Annotated in this window: 25 protein-coding genes and 1 other annotated feature; of the genes, 9 read left to right on the forward strand and 16 right to left on the reverse strand. The window is 56.3% G+C overall.

Going from position 1 to position 24634, the window contains the following annotated elements:
* Positions 1-35 precede the first annotated feature (35 nt).
* The 4 genes from ETG88_RS11685 to ETG88_RS11700 all read left to right on the forward strand — a co-directional run bounded on the left by ETG88_RS11685 (position 36) and on the right by ETG88_RS11700 (position 4465).
* Entirely contained in the window at positions 36-1286 is a 1251-nt protein-coding gene (locus ETG88_RS11685) for a chloride channel protein (protein WP_129035450.1), read from the forward strand.
* 256 nt (positions 1287-1542) lie between these two features.
* On the forward strand, positions 1543-2544 hold the full coding sequence (locus ETG88_RS11690) for a FecCD family ABC transporter permease (protein WP_369804796.1): 1002 nt from the start codon (positions 1543-1545) through the stop codon (positions 2542-2544).
* A complete protein-coding gene (locus ETG88_RS11695; RefSeq protein WP_102104562.1) occupies positions 2544-3317 on the forward strand; it encodes an ABC transporter ATP-binding protein in 774 nt (257 codons plus the stop codon). The genes ETG88_RS11690 and ETG88_RS11695 overlap by 1 nt, the downstream gene beginning before the upstream one ends.
* 29 nt (positions 3318-3346) lie before the next feature.
* Positions 3347-4465 (forward strand): ABC transporter substrate-binding protein, encoded by a 1119-nt coding sequence (locus tag ETG88_RS11700; RefSeq protein WP_129035451.1) that lies wholly within the window; start codon positions 3347-3349, stop codon positions 4463-4465.
* On the opposite strand, the gene ETG88_RS11705 is transcribed toward ETG88_RS11700, so the two are convergent.
* The 3 genes from ETG88_RS11705 to tal form a co-directional block, all read right to left on the reverse strand.
* The gene (locus ETG88_RS11705; protein ID WP_129035452.1) at positions 4452-5753 is read right to left on the reverse strand and encodes an MFS transporter; all 1302 of its coding nucleotides are present in this window, start codon (positions 5751-5753) and stop codon (positions 4452-4454) included. The genes ETG88_RS11700 and ETG88_RS11705 overlap by 14 nt on opposite strands.
* Positions 5754-5873: 120 nt before the next feature.
* The gene (gene mog / locus ETG88_RS11710; protein WP_100777704.1) at positions 5874-6461 is read right to left on the reverse strand and encodes a molybdopterin adenylyltransferase; all 588 of its coding nucleotides are present in this window, start codon (positions 6459-6461) and stop codon (positions 5874-5876) included.
* A 116-nt stretch (positions 6462-6577) separates the two neighbouring features.
* Positions 6578-7531, reverse strand: a complete 954-nt coding sequence (tal, locus tag ETG88_RS11715; RefSeq protein ID WP_100777705.1) for a transaldolase — start codon at positions 7529-7531, stop codon at positions 6578-6580.
* 376 nt (positions 7532-7907) lie between these two features.
* Here tal and ETG88_RS11720 point away from each other — a divergent pair, with 376 nt between their 5' ends.
* Both ETG88_RS11720 and yaaA read left to right on the forward strand, forming a co-directional pair.
* Positions 7908-9338 carry an alanine/glycine:cation symporter family protein gene (locus tag ETG88_RS11720; protein WP_102104561.1) on the forward strand — a complete coding sequence of 477 codons (1431 nt, stop codon included), beginning with the start codon at positions 7908-7910 and terminating at the stop codon, positions 9336-9338.
* Positions 9339-9404: 66 nt separating this feature from the next.
* The gene (gene yaaA / locus ETG88_RS11725; RefSeq protein WP_100777707.1) at positions 9405-10178 is read left to right on the forward strand and encodes a peroxide stress protein YaaA; all 774 of its coding nucleotides are present in this window, start codon (positions 9405-9407) and stop codon (positions 10176-10178) included.
* A gap of 67 nt (positions 10179-10245) precedes the next feature.
* On the opposite strand, the gene ETG88_RS11730 is transcribed toward yaaA, so the two are convergent.
* The 7 genes from ETG88_RS11730 to yjjY form a co-directional block, all read right to left on the reverse strand.
* On the reverse strand, positions 10246-10542 hold the full coding sequence (locus tag ETG88_RS11730) for a DUF2502 domain-containing protein (RefSeq protein ID WP_129035453.1): 297 nt from the start codon (positions 10540-10542) through the stop codon (positions 10246-10248).
* A gap of 239 nt (positions 10543-10781) precedes the next feature.
* Entirely contained in the window at positions 10782-12068 is a 1287-nt protein-coding gene (thrC, locus tag ETG88_RS11735) for a threonine synthase (protein ID WP_129035454.1), read from the reverse strand.
* Between the two features lie 3 nt (positions 12069-12071).
* Positions 12072-13001, reverse strand: a complete 930-nt coding sequence (gene thrB, locus ETG88_RS11740; RefSeq protein ID WP_100777710.1) for a homoserine kinase — start codon at positions 12999-13001, stop codon at positions 12072-12074.
* Position 13002: 1 nt separating this feature from the next.
* A complete protein-coding gene (thrA, locus tag ETG88_RS11745; protein ID WP_129035455.1) occupies positions 13003-15465 on the reverse strand; it encodes a bifunctional aspartate kinase/homoserine dehydrogenase I in 2463 nt (820 codons plus the stop codon).
* 23 nt (positions 15466-15488) lie between these two features.
* Positions 15489-15607, reverse strand: a sequence feature (Thr leader region).
* Positions 15546-15614: a thr operon leader peptide gene (gene thrL, locus ETG88_RS11750; RefSeq protein WP_107704209.1), complete on the reverse strand. Its 69-nt coding sequence runs from the start codon at positions 15612-15614 to the stop codon at positions 15546-15548. It overlaps the preceding feature by 62 nt.
* A gap of 211 nt (positions 15615-15825) precedes the next feature.
* The gene (locus ETG88_RS11755) at positions 15826-16512 is read right to left on the reverse strand and encodes a tRNA/rRNA methyltransferase (protein ID WP_129035456.1); all 687 of its coding nucleotides are present in this window, start codon (positions 16510-16512) and stop codon (positions 15826-15828) included.
* Positions 16513-16911: 399 nt separating this feature from the next.
* On the reverse strand, positions 16912-17052 hold the full coding sequence (yjjY, locus tag ETG88_RS11760; RefSeq protein ID WP_001303782.1) for a YjjY family protein: 141 nt from the start codon (positions 17050-17052) through the stop codon (positions 16912-16914).
* 95 nt (positions 17053-17147) lie between these two features.
* Between yjjY and arcA the strand changes: the two genes are divergently transcribed.
* Positions 17148-17864, forward strand: a complete 717-nt coding sequence (arcA, locus tag ETG88_RS11765) for a two-component system response regulator ArcA (protein ID WP_006174002.1) — start codon at positions 17148-17150, stop codon at positions 17862-17864.
* Positions 17865-17909: 45 nt separating this feature from the next.
* On the opposite strand, the gene creD is transcribed toward arcA, so the two are convergent.
* The 4 genes from creD to creA are packed head-to-tail and all read right to left on the reverse strand — an operon-like array spanning position 17910 to position 21918.
* Positions 17910-19262 (reverse strand): cell envelope integrity protein CreD, encoded by a 1353-nt coding sequence (creD, locus tag ETG88_RS11770; protein WP_129035457.1) that lies wholly within the window; start codon positions 19260-19262, stop codon positions 17910-17912.
* 57 nt (positions 19263-19319) lie between these two features.
* On the reverse strand, positions 19320-20744 hold the full coding sequence (creC, locus tag ETG88_RS11775) for a two-component system sensor histidine kinase CreC (protein ID WP_129035458.1): 1425 nt from the start codon (positions 20742-20744) through the stop codon (positions 19320-19322).
* Entirely contained in the window at positions 20744-21433 is a 690-nt protein-coding gene (gene creB / locus ETG88_RS11780) for a two-component system response regulator CreB (protein ID WP_100777715.1), read from the reverse strand. Before creB ends, creC begins: the two co-directional genes overlap by 1 nt.
* Positions 21434-21447: 14 nt before the next feature.
* Complete coding sequence (gene creA, locus ETG88_RS11785; RefSeq protein WP_100777716.1) at positions 21448-21918, reverse strand: protein CreA; 471 nt, start codon at positions 21916-21918, stop codon at positions 21448-21450.
* A gap of 211 nt (positions 21919-22129) precedes the next feature.
* Between creA and robA the strand changes: the two genes are divergently transcribed.
* Positions 22130-22999, forward strand: coding sequence for an MDR efflux pump AcrAB transcriptional activator RobA (gene robA / locus ETG88_RS11790; RefSeq protein ID WP_100777717.1), 870 nt, complete (start codon positions 22130-22132; stop codon positions 22997-22999).
* Here robA and gpmB read toward each other — a convergent pair.
* Positions 22996-23643, reverse strand: coding sequence for a 2,3-diphosphoglycerate-dependent phosphoglycerate mutase GpmB (gene gpmB / locus ETG88_RS11795; RefSeq protein ID WP_100777718.1), 648 nt, complete (start codon positions 23641-23643; stop codon positions 22996-22998). The two genes, robA and gpmB, sit on opposite strands and share 4 nt — an antisense overlap.
* A gap of 49 nt (positions 23644-23692) precedes the next feature.
* On the opposite strand from gpmB, the gene yjjX reads away from it, so the two are divergent.
* Complete coding sequence (gene yjjX, locus ETG88_RS11800) at positions 23693-24208, forward strand: inosine/xanthosine triphosphatase (protein ID WP_100777719.1); 516 nt, start codon at positions 23693-23695, stop codon at positions 24206-24208.
* A gap of 93 nt (positions 24209-24301) precedes the next feature.
* Here yjjX and trpR read toward each other — a convergent pair whose 3' ends face one another.
* On the reverse strand, positions 24302-24628 hold the full coding sequence (gene trpR / locus ETG88_RS11805; RefSeq protein WP_100777720.1) for a trp operon repressor: 327 nt from the start codon (positions 24626-24628) through the stop codon (positions 24302-24304).
* Between the last annotated feature and the right edge of the window lie 6 nt (positions 24629-24634).

Below are 24634 nucleotides of genomic sequence, written 5' to 3' on the forward strand. Positions count from 1 at the left end.
CACTGTGGCTCCCTCTTTCTATCAAGACGCTCGCTATGATGGCTTACGATCCGTCTCGTACTGACTGGCTGCAACGCTGGGCCGCACTACTCCTCACCGGGATTCTGGCCGGGCTGGGCGGCATGCTGCTCGCCATGCTACTGCATGAAGTTCAGCACCTCGTTTACGGCTACAGCCAGACCATCCTCATTAGTCCGCAGTCATTTTTAGAGGGCGTGACGGATGCCAGCGCACAGCGACGTTTTCTCGCCCTCACCGCTGCGGGTCTGGTAGCGGGCATCGGCTGGTGGTCGCTTGCGCGCTACGCCAAAAAACGCATCAGCATTGGCGAGGCGATAAAAAATCCCGACAAACCAATGCCAGCCGTCACGACGCTCATTAACGCTCTGCTGCAAATTATCACCGTCGCGATGGGTTCGCCTCTTGGCCGCGAAGTCGCACCACGCGAAGTGGGCGCACTGTTTGCCGGCGGCGTCGCCCGTCGTTTACGTCTGAGTTCCGCGGATATTCAGCTGATGATTGCCTGCGGCGCCGGAGCCGGGCTGGCGGCGGTCTATAACGTTCCTCTGGCCGGGGCCATATTTACTCTGGAAGTGCTGCTGGTCAGTTTCAACTGGGAGAAAGCCATCGCCGCGGTGGTGACCTCGGCGCTGGCGGCGTGGATCGCCACATTAGGTCTTGGCGATGAGCATCAGTACCATTTCACCACCGAAATCGCCGCCACCTCGCTTGTCTTCTGGGGCGCGCTTTCTGGCCCGCTGTTTGGTGCGGCGGCGTTTCTGTTTCGTCGTGTGACGCAGCACGCACGCAGTAGGGTACGCAGTAACTGGCAAATGCCGGTCTTCAGCCTGATCGCCTTTACGGCCCTCGGCGCGTTATCCGTCTGGTTCCCGCAGTTGCCCGGCAATGGTAAAGGCCCGACGCAGCTTGCCCTCAACGGCGCTATCACGCTACAGCTCGCCACCGCGATCCTCGCTCTTAAAGTGGTGGTGATCTGGGCGGTACTGCGCGCCGGTGCTCAGGGCGGGTTACTGACGCCGGGACTCGCCGTCGGGGGTCTGCTCGGTTCAGTGCTGTTTATCCTGATGGGGCGCTGGTTCCCCGGCACTGATATGGCGAGTTTTGCTCTGACGGGTGCGGCCGGTTTTCTCGCGGCCTCCCTGCAAATGCCACTGACCGCCATCGTGCTGATCATGGAATCCACCCGCATGGACCACAGCTTCCTGGTGCCGGTAGCCCTCTGCGTGACAGGCGCGTACATGACCTGCCGCCGTCTGGACGGTTGATTTTTGCGCACAACAGAAACCGCGGCTAAACAAGTTGCGCTATTCACATCATTTTAATTGATAAGCATTATCATCCCGAATATTGTCACCGGGAGCATCCCGGATATTGGATATCAGGCAGCATCAAGGACAGGAACGTTTCGGGATAAACTACGATTCTGCTTTTGTTGCATAAGGTAAGCCAATGAGTTCCCCTCTTGTCGCCAGCGTGAAGCCTGACGGGTCAGCGGTGGCGTCACAGTACCGAAAAGTCGTGATGCGTCGCTTTATCGTTGCGGGTGTAATCCTGCTCATGATCATCTTCTCGCTGCTGCTTGATTTTACCCTCGGCCCTTCCGGGATTTCCGTCTCAACCCTGTGGCACACGCTGTTTGATGCCGCCTCGGCCGACGCGGGCACACGGGTGATTGTCTGGGATTTACGCCTGCCCTTCGCGCTGATGGCGGTGGTGGTTGGCATGGCGCTGGGCCTCGCGGGCGCAGAGATGCAAACCATCCTGAACAACCCCCTCGCCAGCCCGTTTACGCTGGGTGTCTCTTCCGCCGCCTCCTTTGGCGCGGCGCTGGCTATTATTCTCGGGCTGGGAATCCCCGGTATTCCCGATCAATGGTTTATCTCCGCCAACGCCTTTGTCTTTGCGCTAATGGCCTGCTTCGTGCTCGACGGTATCAGCCGCTGGACGCGCGTCGCCACCTCCGGCGTGGTGCTGTTTGGCATCGCGCTGGTCTTCACCTTTAACGCGCTGATCTCCATTCTGCAATTTGTCGCCAGCGAAGATACGCTCCAGGGGCTGGTGTTCTGGACGATGGGCAGTCTGGCCCGCGCGTCCTGGGATAAGCTCGCGATTCTGGTGGTAGTGCTGCTGGTTGTCGTTCCCCTGTCGTTGAAAAATGCCTGGAAGCTCACGGCTCTGCGCCTTGGGGAAGACAGGGCCGTCAGTTTTGGCATTAACGTGCGCAAACTGCGGCTGGCGACGCTCCTGCGCATCAGCATTATTTCGGCGCTGACGGTAGCCTTTGTCGGGCCGGTCGGTTTTATCGGCCTGGTCGCGCCGCATATCTCACGCATGATGTTTGGCGAAGACCACCGGTTTTATCTGCCGGGAAGTATGCTGATCGGCGCGCTGGTGCTCTCCCTCGCCTCAGTGCTCTCCAAAAATATTGTTCCCGGCGTCATTATTCCGGTCGGCATCGTCACCTCGCTGGTCGGCGTGCCCTTCTTCCTGAGCATTATTATCCGCCATCGGGGGACGCTGTAATGGATGGCTTGATCGTCACCGACCTGCACACCGGCTATCGCAAAAAGAAAATCATCGACGGGCTGAATACGCCCCTGCTGCCACGCGGGAAAATTACCGCGCTGCTTGGGCCAAACGGTTCGGGGAAATCGACGCTGTTGCGGGCACTGGCCGATCTGAACCCGGCGCAAGGCACGCTGGAGCTGAACGGCGAAGATCTGATGACATTACCTTCCGCCCAGCGGGCACAGAAAGTGGTCTATCTGCCGCAGTCGCTCCCGGCGGGAGTGCATCTGCATGCGCTGGAGTCAGTGATCGTCGCGCGACGCGCCAGCGGCTTTTACGCCGACGGCAACGCAGAACAGGAAGCGTTCGATATCCTGCAAAAACTCGGCGTCGCCCATCTGGCAATGAGCTATCTCGACCAGCTCTCCGGCGGGCAGAAACAGCTGATTGGCCTTGCGCAGTCGCTGATCCGCCAGCCCGATCTCCTGCTTTTAGATGAACCGCTGAGCGCCCTCGATCTCAACTACCAGTTTCACGTCATGGATATCGTCGCCCGCGAAACGCGGCTGCGCAATATCGTGACGGTGGTGGTTATCCACGACATCAACATCGCCCTGCGCCACGCCGAATACGCCGTGATGCTCAAAGAGGGTGCCCTGGTCGCCAGCGGAATTCCGGGTGAAGTGGTCACCCCCGCAAATCTGGCAACGGTCTACGGAGTGAGGGGCCGGGTGGAATATTGTTCGCAAGGACTGCCGCACGTGGTGGTCGATGGTTTAACCGCATAACAAGCATAATGAGACGGGGAAGTAAGACGATGAAGAAGATGATATTCGCCGCGGTACTGCTGCTCTCGCCGCTGCTGGCGATGGCCCAGAACTGGCCGGTGACCGTAAAAGACAGGGATAACCGCACGGTCACCATTCCTAAGGAGCCGCAGCGCATTATTTTGCAGGATGGCCGAGATATCCTGACGCTGGCGATGCTTGAGCGGGACGATCCCTTCGCCAAAGTCGTGGCGTGGAACAACCTGCCGAAGAAACAGGACACTGAAACCTGGAACGTGCTGAAGCGTAAATGGCCGGAAGCCGAGAAGATCCTTGATATGCAATTCTCGGATCAGGGGAATGTCGATCTGGAGACGGTGATTTCGCGCCATCCGGATCTGATGATCGCCCAGTTGCGCGCGAAACCTTCGCTGACGCAAAGCGGCGTGCTGACTCAGCTGGAAGCCCTGCACATTCCGGTGGTTTTCGTCGATTACGAACTGCATCCGGTGGAGAACACGCTGCCGAGTATCGACCTTCTGGGCAAGGTGTTAGGTCAGACGGAGCGCGCGCAGGCCTACATCGATTTCTACCAGCAGCGTCTGGATCGGATTCATCAGCGCCTGGCTACAGCAGAGAAAAAGCCGCTGGTGTTTATCGAACCGATCGCCGGAGTGGCTGGCCTGGATAACGGCTGTTGCTTTACCCATGCGCACAACGGCTGGGGCGGGCTGGTAGAGGCCGCAGGCGGCGTGAACATTGGCTCGCAGCTGCTGCCGGGCGCAACCGGAAATATCTCGGTGGAGAAAATTATCTCCCTGAACCCGGATTACTACCTGATGACCGGTTCAAAACGCTCGGGGAAAGGAACGGCGATTATACCGTTTGGCTACAACGTGCCGGAAAGCGATGTCGCCGCCGCGTTTAAGGCGCTGGTGTCGCGCCAGGGCGTGAGCAGCATTCCGGCTGTCGCGGAGGGCCGAACCGGCGCGCTGTACCATCACTTCTACAATAATCCGTACAACATCATCGCCATTGAAGCGTTGAGTAAACGATTCTACCCAACGCTGTTCAATGATGTTGATCCGCTGGCGGATTATCACGAGCTGATCAAAAGCTTCACCCACATTCCGGATGACAACATCATCCTGAGTTTTACCCCTCGTTAGTCTGCGCGTGCGCCATCAGCTGATGGCGCTCACCGCGAAGCCAGATCCCAAGCCCCAGTCCCATCAACGCCAGCGCCAGCACGTACCAGGCAGGCGCCATCGGCGACACCCCCATCAGCAGCGTGACGGCAATCGGCGTCAGGCCGCCGAAAATGGCGTACGAGACGTTGTACGAGAACGAAATCCCGGTGAAACGCACTTCTGCCGGGAAGGCGCGGACCATCACATAAGGCACCGCACCGACCACGCCGACGCATAGCCCCACGACGCCGTAGAGCAGGAACAGCTGTTCCGGATGTGCTCCCGCCAGATGATAGAACGCCCAGCTCGACCCAGCGAGCAACAGGCTGCCGACGATGAACGTCCGGCTGGCGCCAAAGCGGTCAGCCGCCAGACCGGCAATCAGACAGCCAAAGCAGAGCATGATGGTTGCAATGCTGTTGGCCTGCAGCGTCACCGCCGGGGCAAAGCCATACTGTTTTTGCAGCCAGACCGGCGACATCAAAATCACCACCACAATCCCGGCAGACAGCAGCCAGGTGAGCAGCATGGAAATCACCACCGCTTTCTGATGGCGCACCACAACTGATTTCACCGGCAGTTCCTGCGCCAGCGCTTTACGCTGCTGCATTTCGAGGAAAATTGGCGTCTCCTGCAACCAGCGGCGCAGGTACATCGCCACCAGGCCAAACGCGCCGCCCAGCAGGAACGGAATACGCCAGCCCCACTCATGGACGGCCTGGGTGGTCATGCTGGTGTTGATCAGGGTCGCCACCACCGAGCCGAGCAGAATCCCGACGGTCAGTCCGGCGGTTAAGGTTCCGCAGGCAATCCCGATGCGCCGCGCCGGAACGTGTTCAGCGACAAACACCCACGCCCCCGGCACTTCCCCGCCGATTGCCGCCCCCTGCAAAATGCGCATCAACAGCAGCAGAACCGGCGCCACAATGCCCATTGAGGCATAGGTCGGCAGCAGACCGATGGCCAGCGTCGGCACCGCCATCAGCAAAATGCTGAGGGTAAACATCTTTTTACGCCCGACCAGATCGCCAAAGTGGGCCATAATGATGCCGCCCAGCGGGCGCGCGAGATAGCCCGCGGCAAAAATGCCGAAGGTCTGCACCTGGCGCAGCCATTCCGGGATATCCGCCGGGAAGAAGAGTTCGCCCACGACGGCGGCAAAGAAGACGAAGATGATGAAATCGTAAAACTCCAGCGCGCCGCCAAGGGCCGCGAGCGTGAGCGTTTTGTAGTCCTGACGGTTCAGAGGCCGGGTGTAATGTGACATAGCAAACCTTTACTGGCAGTGTTGATTTAATTTTACAGCAATCGTAAAGAAAAAATGACTATACCGTAAATGTATCACCACGCCATTGAGGCTGCAGCTTATGTCACAAACGCACTAATTTCAGGAGATTGTTTCGCGTCGCGCGCTTTTAGGACGAAAAGCTGCTACCACTTGCGGATCGGTCTCAACGTACGGGCCGTCCAGTAACTGTATACAATACGGTACACTGGCAAAAATCCCCGCCACCGCCACTTTCCCGTCTTCGGCTTTCACACCCTCAAGCGTCTCTTTGATCGACTTCGGCTGGCCCGGCAGATTGAGAATCAATGCCTGTTTGCGGATCACCCCTACCTGGCGCGAAAGAATCGCCGTCGGCACAAAGTGCAGGCTTATCTGGCGCATCTGTTCACCAAAACCTGGCATCTCGCGATCTGCCACCGCCAGGGTCGCATCCGGCGTCACATCGCGGCGCGCAGGCCCGGTGCCGCCGGTGGTCAGCACCAGATGGCAGCTCATTTCGTCCACCAGCTCGCACAGCGTTTGCTCGATGATCGGCTGTTCATCCGGGATTAAGCGGGTTTGCACTTCAAATGGGGTGGTCAATGCGGCAGCCAGCCACTCTTCTAACGCCGGGATGCCTTTATCGGCATAAACGCCGCTGGAGGCGCGGTCAGAAATCGACACTAAGCCGATGCGTAAGGTATTCATATCCATTCCCTTCATAACAATACTGATTAAGAGGAATGATACACGCAGAGGGGAAAATCAGACAGGGGACGAAAGAAGTAACGTGGCCGGGAGAGGCTCCCGGCCATGAAAAATGATTACAGCAGATCGCCGATCATTTTTTCCAGTTTTTCCTGGTCAACAGCAAACTTACGGATACCGTCCGCCAGTTTGTCTACTGCCATTGGGTCCTGGTTGTGCTGCCACAGGAACTCGGACTCGGTGATACGCTCTGGACGCGCTTTCACTTCGCCGGTGTAGCTCAGTTTACGCTCCAGTGCGCCTTCGCTCTCTGCCAGCTCTTTCAGCAGCGCAGGGGCGATGGTCAGACGGTCGCAACCAGCCAGCTCGATGATTTCGCCGACGTTACGGAAGCTTGCGCCCATCACGACAGTCTCATAACCGTGCTGTTTGTAGTATTCGTAGATTTCAGTGACGGAAACCACGCCTGGATCTTCAGATGCTGCGTACTCTTTCTTGTCGGTGTTGGCTTTGTACCAGTCCAGAATACGGCCCACGAACGGAGAAATCAGGTACACGCCCGCTTCTGCACAAGCACGTGCCTGAGCGAAGGAGAAGAGCAGAGTCAGGTTACAGTTGATACCTTCTTTTTCCAGCTGCTCTGCAGCGCGGATGCCCTGCCAGGTAGACGCCAGTTTAATCAGGATACGATCGTTGCTGATGCCCGCATCGTTATACAGTTTGATCAGGTGTTTGGCTTTCGCGATAGACGCTTCGGTGTCGTAGGACAGACGCGCGTCAACTTCGGTAGAGATACGGCCCGGAACCAGTTTCAGGATTTCCAGACCGATGTTCACAGCCAGTTTGTCAGTTGCATCCACAACCTGCTGCGCACGATCGTTGCTCTGGCCTTTCGCCCAGGTGACAGCTTCGTCGATCAGTTTGCGGTACTCAGGGATCTGCGCGGCGTTAAGAATCAGAGAAGGGTTAGTTGTGGCATCCTGCGGCTGGTACAACTTCATTGCCGCGATATCTCCGGTGTCAGCTACGACAGTGGTGAACTGACGAAGGGAGGTCAATTTATCCGTCATGATAGTGTTTCTCTTTTAACGTGCCCTGGATAATTCACGCTACCGACAGCCTGCCAGCAGCGGAAAAATGACAGGTTTACTTGTTAGGGGGATGTAACCGGTCTGCCATGATGATAACACGACGGAATGACAGCGCAACCGCAGACAGTGCGCTTACGGATAGTATGGTAAACTCTGAATATTAACAGCGTGCTAATTAACAGCAGGCTTACTCAACAATCTAACCTTACCCTAAAACATTCGCGTTGCAGACAGACGGCAGGCGAGCGAATCCCCGGAAGCGATACGTCCGTGACTGAGGTGAACGAGCACAGCCAACGCACCTGTGGCCCGAAGCAGGAAGGGTAAGAAGGTGGCATCAACAAGAGGGACGTTAATGCCGGACTATTTCTCGTTTATCAATGAAGTCCTGTGGGGCTCAGTAATGATTTATCTGTTACTGGGGGCCGGGATTTGGTTTACCGTTCGCAGCGGTTTTATTCAGTTTCGCTATATTCGCCAGTTTGGCAAAAGTCTTAAAAACAGCGTCAGCCCCCAGCCCGGCGGATTAACGTCTTTCCAGGCGCTCTGCACCAGTCTTGCGGCACGCGTCGGCAGCGGGAATCTCGCCGGTGTGGCACTCGCCATCAGCGCGGGCGGCCCTGGCGCCGTGTTCTGGATGTGGGTCACAGCCATTATCGGAATGGCGACCTCCTTTGCAGAGTGCTCGCTGGCGCAGCTCTACAAAGAGCGGGACAAGCACGGTCAGTTTCGCGGCGGCCCAGCCTGGTATATGGCCCGAGGCTTGGGCATGCGCTGGATGGGCGTTCTGTTTTCCCTTTTCCTTCTCGTCGCCTACGGTCTTATTTTTAACACCGTTCAGGCTAACTCCGTGGCCCATGCTGTGCGCTATGCCTTCGACTTCCCGGAATGGATAACGGGTGTCGTCCTGGCGGTACTGACGCTGCTGGTGATCGTGACCGGTATCAAAGGCGTTGCGCGCCTCATGCAGTGGCTGGTTCCGGCCATGGCCCTGCTGTGGGTGATCGCAAGCCTGGTGGTCACCGCCGCGCATCTCGAACAGGTTCCAGGGGTGATCGCTACCATTTTCAAAGCCGCGTTTGGCTGGCGAGAAGCCGCCGCTGGCGCACTGGGATACACCCTCAGCCAGGCGCTGACTGCGGGTTTCCAGCGCGGTATGTTCTCAAACGAAGCCGGTATGGGTTCGACGCCAAATGCGGCCGCGGCGGCAGCGTCATGGCCCCCTCACCCGGCGGCTCAAGGGATCGTGCAGATGATCGGTGTGTTTACTGACACCATTATCATCTGTTCAGCCAGCGCGATGATTGTGCTGCTGGCGGGGCCAGTGCCTCATTCCGCAGATGCCGTCGGAATTCAGATCATCCAGCAGGCGCTGGTGAACCTCTCAGGCAGTTGGGGCGCGGGTTTTGTCTCGCTGATTGTGATTCTCTTCAGCTTCAGTTCCATCGTCGCCAATTACATTTATGCCGAAAATAACCTGATATTCCTGCGCATCGATTCACGCAATACCCTGTGGTGTCTGCGCGTCGCGCTCGTCGGTATGGTGTTGACAGGTTCGGTGATGAGCCTGCCGCTGGTCTGGCAGCTGGCGGATGTGATTATGGCGCTGATGGCAATCACGAATCTGACAGCCATTCTGCTGCTGTCGCCGGTGGTGACGCTGATTGCCAGTGATTATCTACGCCAGCGGAAGCTGGGCGTGAGGCCGGTGTTTGACGCCACCCGCTATCCCGAAATCGAGTCACAAATTGCCCCGGGCAGCTGGGATGATTTGCCACGGCAATAACAGTCATCGATCAAATCAGGCCGTTTTTTTGCTAAAGTCGCACTAAATTTCCTGCAAGGACTGGATATGCTGATTCTGATTTCACCTGCAAAAACGCTCGATTACCAGAGCCCGCTCGCCACCGAGCGCTATACCCAGCCCGAACTGCTGGATCATTCCCAGCAGCTGATCCGCGAGGCGCGCAAACTTTCCGCCCCGCAGATTGGCAAGCTGATGAGCATCAGCGACAAACTCGCCGATCTCAACGCCACCCGCTTCCACGACTGGCAGCCGGACTTTACGCCGAAAAACGCCCGCCAGGCGATCCTCGCCTTTAAAGGTGATGTGTATACCGGCCTGCAAGCGGAAACGTTCAGCGAAGCCGATTTCGATTTTGCCCAGCAGCACCTGCGTATGCTCTCGGGTCTTTACGGCGTGCTGCGCCCGCTGGATCTGATGCAGCCGTACCGCCTGGAGATGGGCATTCGTCTGGAAAACGCCAAAGGCAAAGATCTGTACCACTTCTGGGGCGATATCATCACCGAGAAGCTAAACGACGCGCTGAGTGCTCAGGGCGATAACATCGTGATCAACCTGGCATCTGACGAATACTACAGATCCGTGAAGCCGAAAAAGCTGAACGCCGAGATCATCAAGCCGGTATTTTTGGATGAGAAGAACGGTAAGTTCAAAGTGATCAGCTTCTACGCCAAGAAAGCGCGCGGGCTGATGAGCCGCTACATCATCGAAAACCGCCTGACGAAGCCAGAACAGCTGACTCACTTTAACAGCGAAGGGTATTTCTTTGACGGCGAAGCGTCAGGGAAAGGCGAACTGGTGTTTAAGCGTCACGAGCAGTAATTCCCCGTGGCGCTACGCTTCCCGGAGCGACTCGTCGCTCTGCTAAGCGCAGCGCCATCAGGCAGTGTTAATGATGTTTCCAGTCCGGCCCCTTGCCGTGGTTATCATGCTTATCGCCATGACGATTATCATGAGGCTCGCGATGCTCGTCATGCGGATGCCAGCGGTTGTTGCGCCATTCGTAATGCGATTTCCACCAGTCATGGTCGCGCCAGCGGCCGCCATCCCAGTAGTGTCCGCTTTTATCCTGATCGCCAATCTGTAATTTAACCGCCGGGATCAGCGTGATCTCTCCGGCCTGTACCACTGCGGGAGCGACCAGCATCAGCGAAAGTGCGAGCATTGCAGGTTTCAGTTTAGACATAGGTGACTCCTTCATATTCTTGCCCAACGTGGGCCGATGTAAGGAGATTACGTGAGGGAAGTCGGGGATGTTATTCTCTGCAATCCTAATCTCTAAGTGAGCGCATTTATTGGGAATTTCTGCTTTTTCCCTGCATTTTTTCTCCTTATTTTCTCCATAAAAAAACCGGGCGAACCCGGTTTAGCTAGCTATGTGCGTTCTGTTAGCCGGTTAGGCGAAGCCGCCACCCGGCACAACCCTCACCCGCGCGTCATCATCAGCTGACGCAGCGCCGCAAAATCTGCTGGCAGAGTGTGGGACAGCAGCGGCAGATCGGCGCGATCGGCCAGCTCTCTCGGCAACGGCAGCGATTCACCCAGGATCTCATCCACGCTCTCTTTGAACTTCGCCGGGTGCGCCGTTCCGAGGAACAGGCCGTACTCGCCCGGATTAAGCTGGTCGCGCAGCGCACGATAGGCAATCGCCGCGTGAGGCTCGGAGGTATACCCCACCGCTTTCAGCTCACGCATCGTCGCTTTGGTAGTGTCATCACTCACCGCCGCATAGCCGAGATCGCCCAGACGCCAGATCTTACGGCGGAACAGCTCTTCCACGCGCGGCCAGTTGTTCGGCTGGCTTACGTCCATCGCGTTAGAGAGCGTCGCCTGCGTCGCGTTTGGCGTCCATTTGCCATCTTTCAGGAAGCGAGGAACGGTGTCATTGGCGTTGGTCGCCGCGATAAAACGCTTCACCGGCAGGCCCAGTGATTTGGCCAGCAGCCCGGCGGTCAGATCGCCAAAGTTGCCGCTTGGGACAGAAATCACCAGCTGATTGCGAGCTTCCTGCGGCAGTTGCGACACCGCCTCGAAGTAGTAGCAAATCTGCGCCAGCAGACGGCTGATGTTGATTGAGTTCGCCGAGTTCAGTCCCAGCGCCACTTTCAGCTCTTCGTCGTCGAAGGCCTGCTTCACCAGCGCCTGACAGGCATCGAAATCGCCGTCGATGGCGACGGTTTCAATGTTACCGCCGAGGGTACAGAACAGTTTTTCCTGTAGCGGGCTGATTTTGCCCTGCGGATAGAGGATCACCACGCGCACGTTTTTCAGGCCGTAAAACGCGTGAGCCACCGCTGCACCGGTATCACCAGACGTCGCCGTCAGAATGGTGACCGGTTTGTCGCCGCTGATGTGCGTCAGCATCTGCGCCATAAAGCGCCCGCCGAAATCTTTAAACGCCAGCGTCGGGCCGTGGAACAGCTCCAGACAGCCGATGTCTGGCTCAACGGATTTCACCGGTGCCGGGAAGGCAAACGCATTGCGCACGCGCGCTTCCAGCAGTTCGTGAGGAATTTCATCGCCAATAAAAGCAGAGAGGATTTTCGCGCTGCGGCTGACGAAATCCTGCTTCAGCATTTCATCGACTTCCGTCAGGCTAAACTCCGGCAAATCATGCGGAAAAAACAGCCCCTGATTTTTGCCCAGCCCCTGAGTCACCGCCTGCGCGAAGCTCACCTGCTCGTTATGATCTTTAAGATTGTAGAGTTTCATCGTTTATCCCAGTACTCGTGCGCCTGCCGTGTCCAGACGGCAAATATGAACAAAGCCTTCCTGATTTTGCAGGTAGTTTTTCGCCAGCCAGTCTGCCACGCGCTGCGCGGTGTCCGGCTTATCACAAAGGGCGAACAGCGTCGGGCCTGAGCCCGAAATACCGCACGCCTGCGCGCCGATATCCAGTGACGCCTCACGCGCTTCATTGAAGCCCGGCAGCAGTTTGGTGCGGTACGGCTCGGCAATCACATCTTTCATCAGCTTCGCGGCGAGCGCAGGCTGACGGGTATAGCAGGCGTGAATAAAGCCGGCCAGATGACGACCGTGCGCGATACAGTCCTGACGACGATACTGCGCGGGCAGAATCGCGCGCGCTTCAGCGGTCGAAACTTTAATCCCCGGATAGGCCAGCACCCATAGCCACTCATCAAAGCCTGGCACCTGCTGGCTGATAATGCCGTTCTCTTCGATCATCAGCTGCATCCCGCCAAGGAAGCACGGCGCGACGTTATCATAGTGAATGCTGCCAGAGATGCGCCCTTCCAGTTCGCCCATCAGTGACAGCAGGCGGGTGTTGTTAAGCGGTTTGCCGCAGTGTTCGTTCATCGCCACCAGCGCGGCGACGACGGAACAGGCGCTGGAACCCAGCCCGGAGCCAATCGGCATACTTTTTTCAAGGGTCATGGCGACCGGCACGTTTTTACCGATCTCCTGACAGAAGCGCTCCCAGCACTGGTAGACAATATTCTCGCGCGGCTCTGGCGGCAGCTTGTTGGCGAAGCGGCCAATATTATTGAGGCTGAAACTGTCCGCCGCTTCGACGGTGACGGTATCACCCAGCAGCGAACCGTCGAGGGGCGTTACCGCCGCACCCAGCACATCAAATCCGACGCTCATATTAGCGCTGGAAGCCGGGGCATAAACTTTGACCATGTTAAACTCCTAACTTCCATGACAGGGTACGCAGCAGATCGGCAAACACGCCCGCCGCCGTCACATCATTCCCTGCGCCGTAACCGCGAAGTACCAACGGTAATGGCTGATAATAGTGGCTGTAAAACGCCAGGGCGTTTTCGCCGTTTTTCACTTTAAAGAGCGGATCGTTCCCGTCCACTTCAGCAATCTTCACGCGGCACACACCGTCGTCTTCGATGTTGCCAACATAGCGCAATACTTTGCCTTCATCACGGGCTTTTGCGATACGTGCCGCAAAGTCGTCATCCAGCTGCGCTAAGCGATCCATAAAAGTAGCGACATCGCCGCTGTCATCAAAACCTGCAGGCAGCACCGGCTCGATGACGATATCCGACAGCTCCAGCTCACGGCCGGTTTCACGGGCAAGGATCAGCAGCTTACGCGCGACATCCATGCCCGAGAGATCGTCACGCGGGTCTGGCTCGGTATAGCCCAGCTCACGCGCTTCACGGGTGGCTTCCGAGAGGCTCATCCCTTCATCCAGCTTGCCGAAAATAAACGACAGGGAACCGGAGAGAATGCCGGAGAAGCGCTGCAGTTCATCACCCGCGTTCAGCAAGTTTTGCAGGTTCTCAATGACCGGCAGCCCCGCGCCGACGTTGGTGTCGTAGAGGAACTTACGGCGAGACTTGCTGGCCGCGGTGCGCAGCTGATGGTAGTAATCCATCGACGAGGTGTTGGCCTTTTTGTTCGGCGTCACGACGTGGAAACCTTCGCGCAGGAAGTCAGCATACTGATCGGCGACGGCCTGGTTTGAGGTACAGTCCACAATCACCGGATTAAGCAGGTGATACTCTTTCACCAGACGAATCAGGCGGCCAAGATTAAACGGCTCTTTCGCCTGCGCCAATTCATCCTGCCAGCTTTCCAGATTCAGCCCGTGGACGTTGGTCAGCAGCGCTCGGGAATTCGCCACGCCGCAGACGCGCAGATCGATATGTTTGTTCTTCAGCCAGCCCTGCTGACGCTTCACCTGCTCCAGCAGCGCACCGCCCACACCGCCGACGCCAATGATGAACACCTCGATCACCTGATCGGTGTTGAACAGCATCTGGTGCGTGACACGCACCCCGGTGGTCGCGTCATCATTGCTCACCACAACCGAAATCGAGCGCTCGGAAGAGCCCTGGGCAATGGCCACGATGTTGATGTTGGCGCGTGCCAGCGCGGCAAAGAATTTGGCGGAGATCCCGCGCAGGGTGCGCATTCCGTCGCCGACGACCGAGATAATCGCCAGGCGTTCCTGGATCGACAGCGGTTCCAGTAGCTCTTCTTTCAGCTCCAGATAAAACTCATCTTCCAGCGCACGACGGGCACGGCCACAATCCGCCTGCGGCACGCAGAAGCTGATGCTGTATTCAGAGGAGGACTGCGTGATGAGCACAACGGAGATACCGTTGCGCGACATCGCGGCAAACACACGTGCGGCCATGCCGACCATGCCTTTCATCCCTGGACCGGAGACGCTGAACATCGCCATGTTATTGAGGTTAGAGATACCTTTAACCGGCAAATCGTCTTCATCATGGCTCGCGCCAATCAGCGTGCCTGGCGCCTGTGGGTTGCCGGTATTTTTGATGAGGCAAGGGATCTGGAACTGAGCAATCGGGGAGATGGTGCGTGGATGGAGGACTTTTGCGCCGAAATACGACAGCTCCATCGCTTCCTGATACGACATCGATTTCAGCAGCCTTGCGTCCGGCACCTGGCGCGGATCGCAGGTATAGACGCCGTCAACATCCGTCCAGATTTCGCAACAATCGGCCCGCAAACAAGCAGCCAGCACGGCGGCAGAGTAGTCGGAACCGTTACGGCCCAGCACCACGAGTTCGCCCTTCTCGTTACCGGCAGTAAAGCCCGCCATCAGAATCATATGGTCAGCCGGGATTTTACTGGCGGCGATGCGACGGGTAGATTCGGCAATATCGACGGTGGATTCGAGGTAATGGCCCACCGCCAGCAGTTTTTCGACCGGGTCGATCACCGTGACATGGTGACCACGCGCTTCCAGCAGGCCCGCCATGATAGCAATTGAGAGTTTTTCACCGCGGCAAATCAGCGCCGCGTTGATGCCATCCGGGCATTGTCCCAGCAGGCTGATGCCGTGCAGGACATGTTTGATCTGTGCGAACTCTTGTTCCACTAAGGCTTTCAGCCGGGCGAGCGGGAAGCCTGGCTGGATATCTGCAAGCCCCTGAAGCAGCTCGGTAAAAATGCGCTCGGCATCGCTGATGTTCGGGAGAGCATCCTGGCCACCGATGGTTTTTTCAATCATCGCCACCAGGTGGTTAGTAATTTTCGCCGGGGCAGAGAGCACGGTTGCCACCTGCCCCTGCCTGGCGTTGCTTTCCAGGATATCGGCAACGCGCAGAAAACGTTCTGCGTTTGCCACTGATGTACCGCCGAACTTCAAGACTCGCATGGTTTACCTCGTGATCTTTGGTCGAAAAAAAAGCCCGCACTGTTCAGGTGCGGGCTTTTTTCTGTTTTTCCTGTTACGCGTCAGCCCGCATCGTTACCTGTGGTAATGATGATGGTTGTTGTAATGGTGGTGGTGCTAACGCGATTCATGGATGTTGTGTGCTCTGTGTTGTTTTCTGTCTGTCCTGTATTCTTTTAGGGTTAAAGTATCCGGCACCTTAAGTCAATGAATTTTTAATTTGATCACAATTTGTAACCCTTTCACGACCCGCTGCTTGCGGTTTTATTTTTATCCGGATACAACCAGTTGCAACCCTTATCGACAGACGGTTAATCCATACGAAAAACAAATGTCAGGTTTTTATTCTGCCAATTTTTTTTCGATATCGTGCAGCAATCGGTGCAACATTGCCGTGTCGCGCTGCTCAAGCAACCCCAGTCGCTGATGAAGCCAGTCCACCATTTTCTGATCGTCCGCCACGCCAAGCTGGGTTAAGAGCGAGTGCGTTCGCGCGCGCAACACCCGCAGCTGGTTTTCATCCCCGTCGTTCACGTCGGGCGTGGGAATTTGCATTAAAGATGCTAATTGATAGCAATAGACCATCACCGCCTGGCCGAGATTGAGAGACGGATAATCTGCCACCATCGGCACACCGGTCAGCACGTCTGCCAGCTCCAGCTCTTCATTCGTCAGGCCCGAATCTTCGCGGCCAAAAACCAGTGCCGCTTTGGTTAGCCACGCGCTTTTTTCTTCCAGCAGCGGCACCAGTTCGGTTGGCGTCGCGTAATAATGATACTTCGCCCGGCTGCGGGCGGTGGTCGCGACGGTGAACGAAATGTCGTGCAGCGCATCGGCGAGAGTCGCGTAAGTGGTTATGTTATCGAGGATTTCACCCGATCCGTGTGCCACCCAACGGGCGGCTGGCTCGAGGTGCGCCTCGCTGTCTACGATGCGCAAATCGGTGAATCCCATGGTCTTCATTGCTCGGGCGGCAGCGCCAATATTTTCTGCTCTTGCTGGCGAAACCAGCACTATCGATAAGTGCATTTTTGCTCTCTTTTTAATCAGTTAGCCGGTAAAAGTGTGACGCAGCTCAACATATTACGCAGCGCGAATTTACAAAATTGCAACACAAATCACCGAAATAGCATTTCACCATGAATTAAAAGCGCTAAACTGTTCCGTAACGGAACTAGTGATTCAAATGTTAACAGACATTAGTTATCCGTATGTTTAATAATGATAATACTCGTATTGATTGGTTTTTCGAATTGGATTCGCGTTGTTTATTAATCAATATCTGCAACTAGTTGGTTTATTGAAAAATTGTGACAAAGGCTAGCAATCAGATACGATGATTTCATCAAACTGTTAACGTGCTACAATTGAACTTGATATATGTCAACGAAGCGTAGTTTTATTGGGTGTCCGGTGTCACTTAGCCTGTTATGTTGCTGTTAAAATGGTTAGGATGACAGCCGTTTTTGACACTGTCGGGTCCTGAGGGAAAGTGCCCACGACCAAGCTAATGATGTTGTTGACGTTGATGGAAAGTGCATCAAGAACGCAATTACGTACTTTAGTCACGTTAGGCCGATCATGTTAATTTGCGACATGTATCAGGCAGGTCAGGGACTTTTGTACTTCCTGTTTCGATTTAGTTGGCAATTTAGGTAGCAAACATGCAGACCCCGCACATTCTTATCGTTGAAGACGAGTTGGTAACACGCAACACGTTAAAGAGCATTTTCGAAGCAGAAGGCTACGATGTCTTTGAAGCGACCGATGGCGCAGAGATGCATCAGATCCTTTCTGAAAATGATATCAACCTGGTCATCATGGATATCAACCTGCCCGGGAAAAACGGCCTTCTTCTGGCACGCGAGCTGCGTGAACAGGCGAACGTGGCGTTAATGTTCCTGACAGGCCGTGATAACGAAGTTGATAAAATTCTTGGCCTGGAAATCGGCGCTGATGACTACATCACCAAGCCGTTTAATCCTCGCGAGTTAACCATTCGTGCACGCAACCTGCTGTCCCGCACCATGAATCTGGGTACGGTGAGTGAAGAGCGTCGTAGCGTAGACAGCTACAAATTCAACGGCTGGGAACTTGATATCAACAGCCGTTCGCTGGTTAGCCCGAACGGTGAACAGTACAAGCTGCCGCGCAGTGAATTCCGCGCCATGCTGCACTTCTGCGAAAACCCGGGCAAAATTCAGTCCCGTGCAGAGCTGCTGAAGAAGATGACGGGCCGCGAGCTGAAGCCGCACGACCGTACTGTTGACGTGACGATCCGTCGCATTCGTAAACACTTCGAGTCTACGCCGGATACGCCAGAAATCATCGCCACTATCCATGGCGAAGGCTATCGTTTCTGCGGCGACTTGCAGGAATAATCCCGCTCTCAATGCAGTAAAAACGGCGCTTAACGCGCCGTTTTTTTATTTCCAGATCCGTAACGAATCCGCGTTCTCTTCACTTTTCGGCATACTGCGCTTCACCTGTGTGAGCGAGTACCAGTCAAAGTGCCGCGTCAGATACATTACCGCAAACAGCGCTATCGCCAGCACGCCCGACCCCAGCAACAGCGCGCTGTCTTCCGAACGCAGCAGGAACCACATCACACCGTCCAGGCCTAACAGCGCCACGACAAACACCGCGCTTCGCTTCCAGCCCTTCAGCACCGCCTGCAGATATACCCCGTTCATCAGCGCCCCGACCAGGCTTGCGATAATCCAGGCAGGGGTAAAGCCCACATGTTCTGACAACGCCAGCAGTACCAGGTAGAACAGCACCAGCGACAGCCCCACCAGCAGATACTGCATCGGGTGCAGACGAAGGTGAGAGAGCGTTTCGTAGACAAAGAAAGCCATAAACGTCAGCGCAATCAACAAAATGGCATACTTAATGGCGCGGTCTGTTAACTGATACTGATCGGCAGGCGTCGCCACCGTCACGCTAAAGGCTGGAACGTCACGAAACGAAGGCGTTTCACTCGCGCTGAACACGCTTTCAAGATTGTTCGCAAACCAGCTGCTTTGCCAGTGGGCCTGAAATCCTGAGGCACTGATTTCGCGCTTCGACGGTAAGTAATCCCCCATAAAACCAGGGTGCGGCCAGTTGCTGCGCAGCGTCAGCTCGCTGTTACGCCCGACCGGCACGACGGAGAAACTGCCCGTCCCATTGAGATTCAACGCCATCTCCAGTTCGATGTTTTTTGCATTGAGCGTTTCCCACGTCAGCGGAATGTGAATCCCCGCCTGCTCCCCCAGGATGCCGGAACCCGGCTCTACGGTCATGGTTTCGCCGTTCACTTTCGACACGTTCACCGCACCGATCCCACGCGCATCACCGACGCCAACGGCCACAAACGGTTGGCCCAGCGTGATGGTTTCCCCTTTGAGCTGGTCCAGCTTATCCGTATTAAATTGCGCTTTCAGTTTCAGATCAGTGCTCCAGATCTGCCCATCGTAGATGCCGATGCTTCGGGATTCGACCTGCTGATTGCCATCAATCACCAGCGATTCCGGCAGCAAGAAGTGCAGGAAACTGCGCTTATGCTCAACCTGAACCTTATCTTCAATCGTGTAATAAATTTCCGTTACCGGAATCGCGATTAACGGGCCGGTGAGCTGCTGCGGGCCGCTGGTGCTTTGGCGCAGCGTATCTTCGACGTCATCGCGATAGCTGGCACGCTCCGAAATCAGGTTGCTTACCATAAACAGCGGAACTAACAGCAGCAGGATGCACCCCATCAGGGTGCTAACTTTCCAGAACAGGGGGGATTTTTTCATTGCCTTCTCCTTAGTGATGGAGAGAGCGTAACGTGGCTATGTGCGCGGAATTTGAAGTTATGTGAAGGGACGGTGAAGTGCCAAAATAGCCTCAACGCCGCCTGCTTCGCGATTGCGAAGTTGAATATCGCCGTGATGCAGACGCGCAACCTCCTGCACAAACGCCAGCCCAAGGCCGCTGCTCTTCAGGCCCGTTTCGCGCGGAAGTGAGTAAAAGCGCTCAAAAATGCGGGCCAGGGCGTAGTCCGGAATACCGCTGCCGCTGTCGGTCACTTTCAGCAGGGTCTGCTTCTGCACCGCTTCAGCGGTGAGCGTGATACTCCCGCCGTGCGGCGTAAAGTCGATGGCGTTATCCAGCAGGTTGCCCAGCGCCTGCTCCAGCAAATCCGCATCGCCCTCGACCGTCGGCACGTCGACCTGGCAACTCAGATGGATATTTTTTGCCGCCAGCATCGTTGCGCGCGCGTCGCTGATACGCGTGAACAGCGCAGTAATATTGACGGTACCGGGGATAATCTCCACGCGGTTTTCCAGCTTCGCCTGCTCCAGCAGCTTTTCGACCAGCGACTGCATCCGCGCGTTCTGCACCAGGATATTGTCGATAAACCGCGCGGCTACCGGCGGTGGCGGCTGCTCTGACAGGATCTCCGCCGCGCCGCGAATCGCCGCCAGCGGGCTTTTCAGCTCATGGGTCAGGGCGTGAACGTAATGCTCAATATAATTTTTGCCTTCGAGGCGGATACGCATGTTTTCCAGCGCCTGCGCCAGCTTGCGCAGCTCACTGCTGCCCGGATCGGGCAACGGCAGCGGCGTGTCGTGGGTCACAGAATCCGCGTAGCGCGACAGGGAACTGATGGAACGGTTGATCCACCACGCCACAATCAGCCCTATCAGCAGGGCAATCCCCAGCAGCGCGCCGCCCGCCCAAAGAATGCGCCGCTCGCTGCGGTGGATCACCGGCGCCATAGCGCTGTTCGGTTTCCCCACCGACAGCACGCCGATGATTTTTCCCTGATCAACAATGGGTGCCGCCACGTACATCACGGTGCTCTCAGGGTCGTTGGGATCGTCCTGGGTACTGCGCGCGCCGTACTGCCCGCGCAGGGTGCGCCAGACATCATTCCAGCGCGAATAATCCTCACCCAGCCCTTTTCCGGTGGAATCAAACACCACTTTGCCCTGCGCATCGGTCATGTAGACGTGATATTCGTTGCGCACTTTGTAGATGCCGCCAATATTGGCGCGAAACGGGCGTTGATGCAGCTGCGTGAAAGCCTGCGCAACTCTGCCGTTTTGGGGATCATTCGCCAGCAGATCGTCGCGCCCCACTTCCGCCAGCAGCGTGGCGGTATCAATCAGTGTCCCTTCGGTGGCCCTGCGCACGCCGGGTTTCACCTCCTGCACAAAGATCGACAGCACAAACCAGGCGGCGATTGCGACAATCAGGAAATAGCCCAGCAGCAGCCGCATGCCGATGCGCATTACGACAGCCCCAGGCTGTAACCCATGCCGCGATGGGTGCTGATGGGCGAAAGGTCCGCATTCACGGCGCGCAATTTGGCGCGCAGGGTTTTGATATGGGTATCCACGGTGCGATCGAAGCTGTCACCATCCTCGCCCCAGACTTTGTCCATCAGCTGCTGGCGGGAAAACACCCGGCCAGGCGCGTGGAGCAAGGTTTTAAGCAGCAAAAATTCGTAGCGCGTTAAAAGTAATGCTTCGCCGCACCAGCTGATCTGCGCGGCGGGTTCGTTGAGTTCAAACTGCCCGATGCGCAGGATCTCCGAAGGCAACGCCGATTTCTGCATCCGTCGCAAAATGGTCCGCACCCGGGCGCACACTTCGCGCGGCGAGAAGGGTTTGGCGACGTAATCATCGGCCCCCATTTCGAGGCCCAGCAGTTTATCCACCTCATCGCTGCGAGCCGTGAGGAACAGTACCGGCAGCGACGGATGTTGCGCCAGCAGCTGACGACACAGCTCGAAACCGCTGATATCCGGCAGACCCACATCCAGAATCGCGAGTGCAGGCGCCTGACGCCGCGCCTCTTCGAGCGCAGGCAGCCCGCGTTCGAAGGACTTCACCGCAAAGCCTTCCTGCGAAAGCATGTAGATTAGCGTCTCGGCGATGCTGATTTCGTCTTCCACCAGCCAAATCAACGGTTGCTGCATCCTGTGCCCCTGAGTTAGCGCCACGGCATGATCGGTACGGCACTCAGTGCGTTTTTCGGCGATCCCTCAACCACTTTATCGGAGTAAGCGAGGTATGCCAGCGTGTTCCGTTTTGCATCATAGAAACGCACGACCTGCAGTTTTTTAAACACCAGCGAAGTGCGTTTCTGGAACACCACATCGCCCTGCGCTTTGCCGTTTTTAATTTTGTCGCTCAGCTCCACCGGCCCCACCTGCTGGCAAGAGATCGCCGCATCGGCCGTATCTTCAGCCAGCCCCAGCCCCCCTTTGATCCCGCCCGTTTTCGCGCGGCTGATATAGCAGGTGACGTTCTTCACATCAGGATCGTCAAAGGCTTCGACCACGATTTTATGGTCCGGGCCAAAGATTTTAAACACGGTATCGACGGAGCCAACTTCTTCGGCCAGCGCGTTACGCCCCACTAACAGCATCAGAGCGGTGAAGATCAATGTCTTGTATTTCATATTGTTACCATTCTTTAAAATTGCATTGAGCGATTATTCAACAAACAGGATAAAAATGTAGCAAGATCACAGGATTAGCAATTTGATGCCCATAATGTGCGGCAAAAAGCATTAATGCGCAAAAAAAACACTGAATGCTAAAACATCAAAAAATGCTATTATCCGCTACCCTGTTATCAGGCACCTGCTGTTTTAAGGATGAGGATAGTATATGGATCAGGCTGGAATTATTCGCGATCTGCTTACCTGGCTAGAAGGTCATCTGGACCAGCCTTTGTCACTGGATAATGTGGCGGCAAAAGCAGGTTATTCCAAGTGGCATTTGCAAAGGATGTTCAAGGATGTCACCGGTCATGCTATCGGTGCCTATATTCGTGCACGTCGTCTCTCAAAATCGGCGGTGGCCTTGCGCCTGACAGCGCGTCCGATTCTGGATATTGCGCTGCAATACCGTTTTGACTCGCAGCAGACCTTTACCCGCGCTTTCAAAAAACAGTTCTCGCTGACGCCTGCGCTCTATCGTCGTTCACCCGACTGGAGTTCGTTTGGCATGCGCCCGCCGCTGCGTCTGGGCGAATTTGCGATGCCAAAATATGAATTCGTCACCCTACCAGAGACGCACCTGATTGGCACGACGCAAAGCTACTCCTGTTCGCTGGAACAGATTTCTGAATTCCGTCATCAGATGCGCACCCAGTTCTGGCGCGATTTCCTGAGCCACGCCCCGGCGATCCCGCCGTTGCTGTATGGCCTGAACGAAACGCACCCAAGCCAGGAAAAGGACGACGAGCAGGAAGTGTTCTACACCACCGCGCTTACGCCTGAGATGGCCAACGGCTATATTCAGGGCTCGAAGCCGGTCGTGTTGGAAGGCGGTGAATACGTGATGTTCAACTATGAAGGGCTGGGAACGGGTGTTCAGGAGTTTATCCTGACCGTTTACGGTACCTGCATGCCGATGCTGAATCTGAACCGCCGTAAAGGTCAGGACATTGAGCGCTACTATCCGGCCAGCGATGCTAAACCGGATGAAGGCCCAATCAATCTGCGTATGGAATTCTTGATTCCAATTCGCCGCTAACGCTGCAGTTCATCCAGCGCAGGGGCGTCCAGATGCGAGATGTCCCCTGCCATTTCCACCACCCAACCAGACGCCAGCCACGGGCTTTCCTGATAGTCGATACGGGAAATAGAGCAGTTGCGCAGACGCAAACGGCGCTCAGCATAAGCCGGCAGTCCAAGAATGGTGCTCACCAGGCAGCCCAGGGCGATACCGTGGCTCACCAGCAGCGGTCGGCTACCTGCCGGTAGCTTGAGGCAATCTGCCAGTGCCGCCTGAACGCGCACGCTCAGCTCCTGCATGGACTCACCCTCAGGAATACGGCCATCTTCGGTGCCGTTGACCAGCGTACGACGCCAGCCCTCTTCCTGCTCCGTCAGAGAATCCACATGACGTTTTTCCAGCACGCCCATGTCGAGCTCGCGCAGGCGAGGATCGAGGATAATGTCGCACCCGCAGGCCTCAGCGATAATGCGCGCCGTTTGCTGCGTGCGCCCTAAATCGCTGGCGATAATGTGCGTGATGCCCAGGGTTCTGGCGCGCTCCGCAACCTGCCATGCTTGTTGCTCACCTTTGGCGGTGAGAGGACTGTCTGACTGGCCTTGAATACGTCGCTCGGCGTTCCACTGCGTTTCACCGTGGCGAACAAGGTAAACCTGTAACATGTTTTTTTCCGTTATACTGCGATGAGTTTTTTTCGAATCGAGCTTAATTATGCACCATGTTGTCTCTGCTACCACTAATCCTGCCAAAATTCAGGCAATTCTAAGGGCATTTGAAGAGATCTTCGGCGAAGGATCCTGCCATATCGACGCCGTCGGCGTCGAGAGCGGCGTCCCTGAACAACCTTTCGGAAGCGAGGAAACGCGCGCTGGCGCACGAAATCGCGTCGTGAATGCGAAAGCTCTGCGCCCGCAGGCCGATTTTTGGGTCGCGATTGAAGCGGGAATTGACGAAGGGGCAACCTTTAGCTGGGTGGTGATTGAGAGCCGCGAGCAGCGCGGAGAATCCCGTTCAGCGACGTTGCCTTTACCGGCTACCATTCTGGAAAAAGTGCGGGCGGGAGAAGCGCTCGGGCCGGTGATGTCGCACTACACCGGCATCGACGAGATTGGCCGCAAAGAGGGTGCCATCGGCGTGTTTACCGCCGGGACGCTGACGCGTTCGAGCGTTTACCATCAGGCAGTGGTGCTGGCGTTAAGCCCGTTTCATAACGCGGTGTACCGTTGAAACGCCACGATGAGAGCTGATCTTTTGCAGGTCTGATAAGCGCAACGCCATCAGGCCTGCAATCGCACTCTTTCCCGATAACAGGAAATCCCCTCAGGCATTTTTCAGCAGCACTTCCTCAAGCCACTGGCGCAACTCAACCGGGGCTGATTTCAGGCTGTTCGATCCACGGGTAATCGTAGCAATCCCCGCCCCCAGCTCATTCTTCAGCTCACGCTGGCTCATCTCACCCCGCAGCAACTCTTCAATAATGCGCACGCGCGTCCCCAGCGCTTCGCGCTCGTCGGGCGTCAGGATCAGCTGCATCAGAGGCAGGTGCAGATCTTTCTCGTAGGACTGGCGAAGCAGCTCCACAAAACGAAGCCACTCCTGGTTGCGCTGTTCGGCCATCGCCGATGAATAAGGGGAATGCTGGGTCATGTTATG

Origin of the sequence: Lelliottia nimipressuralis (assembly GCF_004115925.1) — a bacterium.
Lineage (GTDB): Bacteria > Pseudomonadota > Gammaproteobacteria > Enterobacterales > Enterobacteriaceae > Enterobacter > Enterobacter nimipressuralis.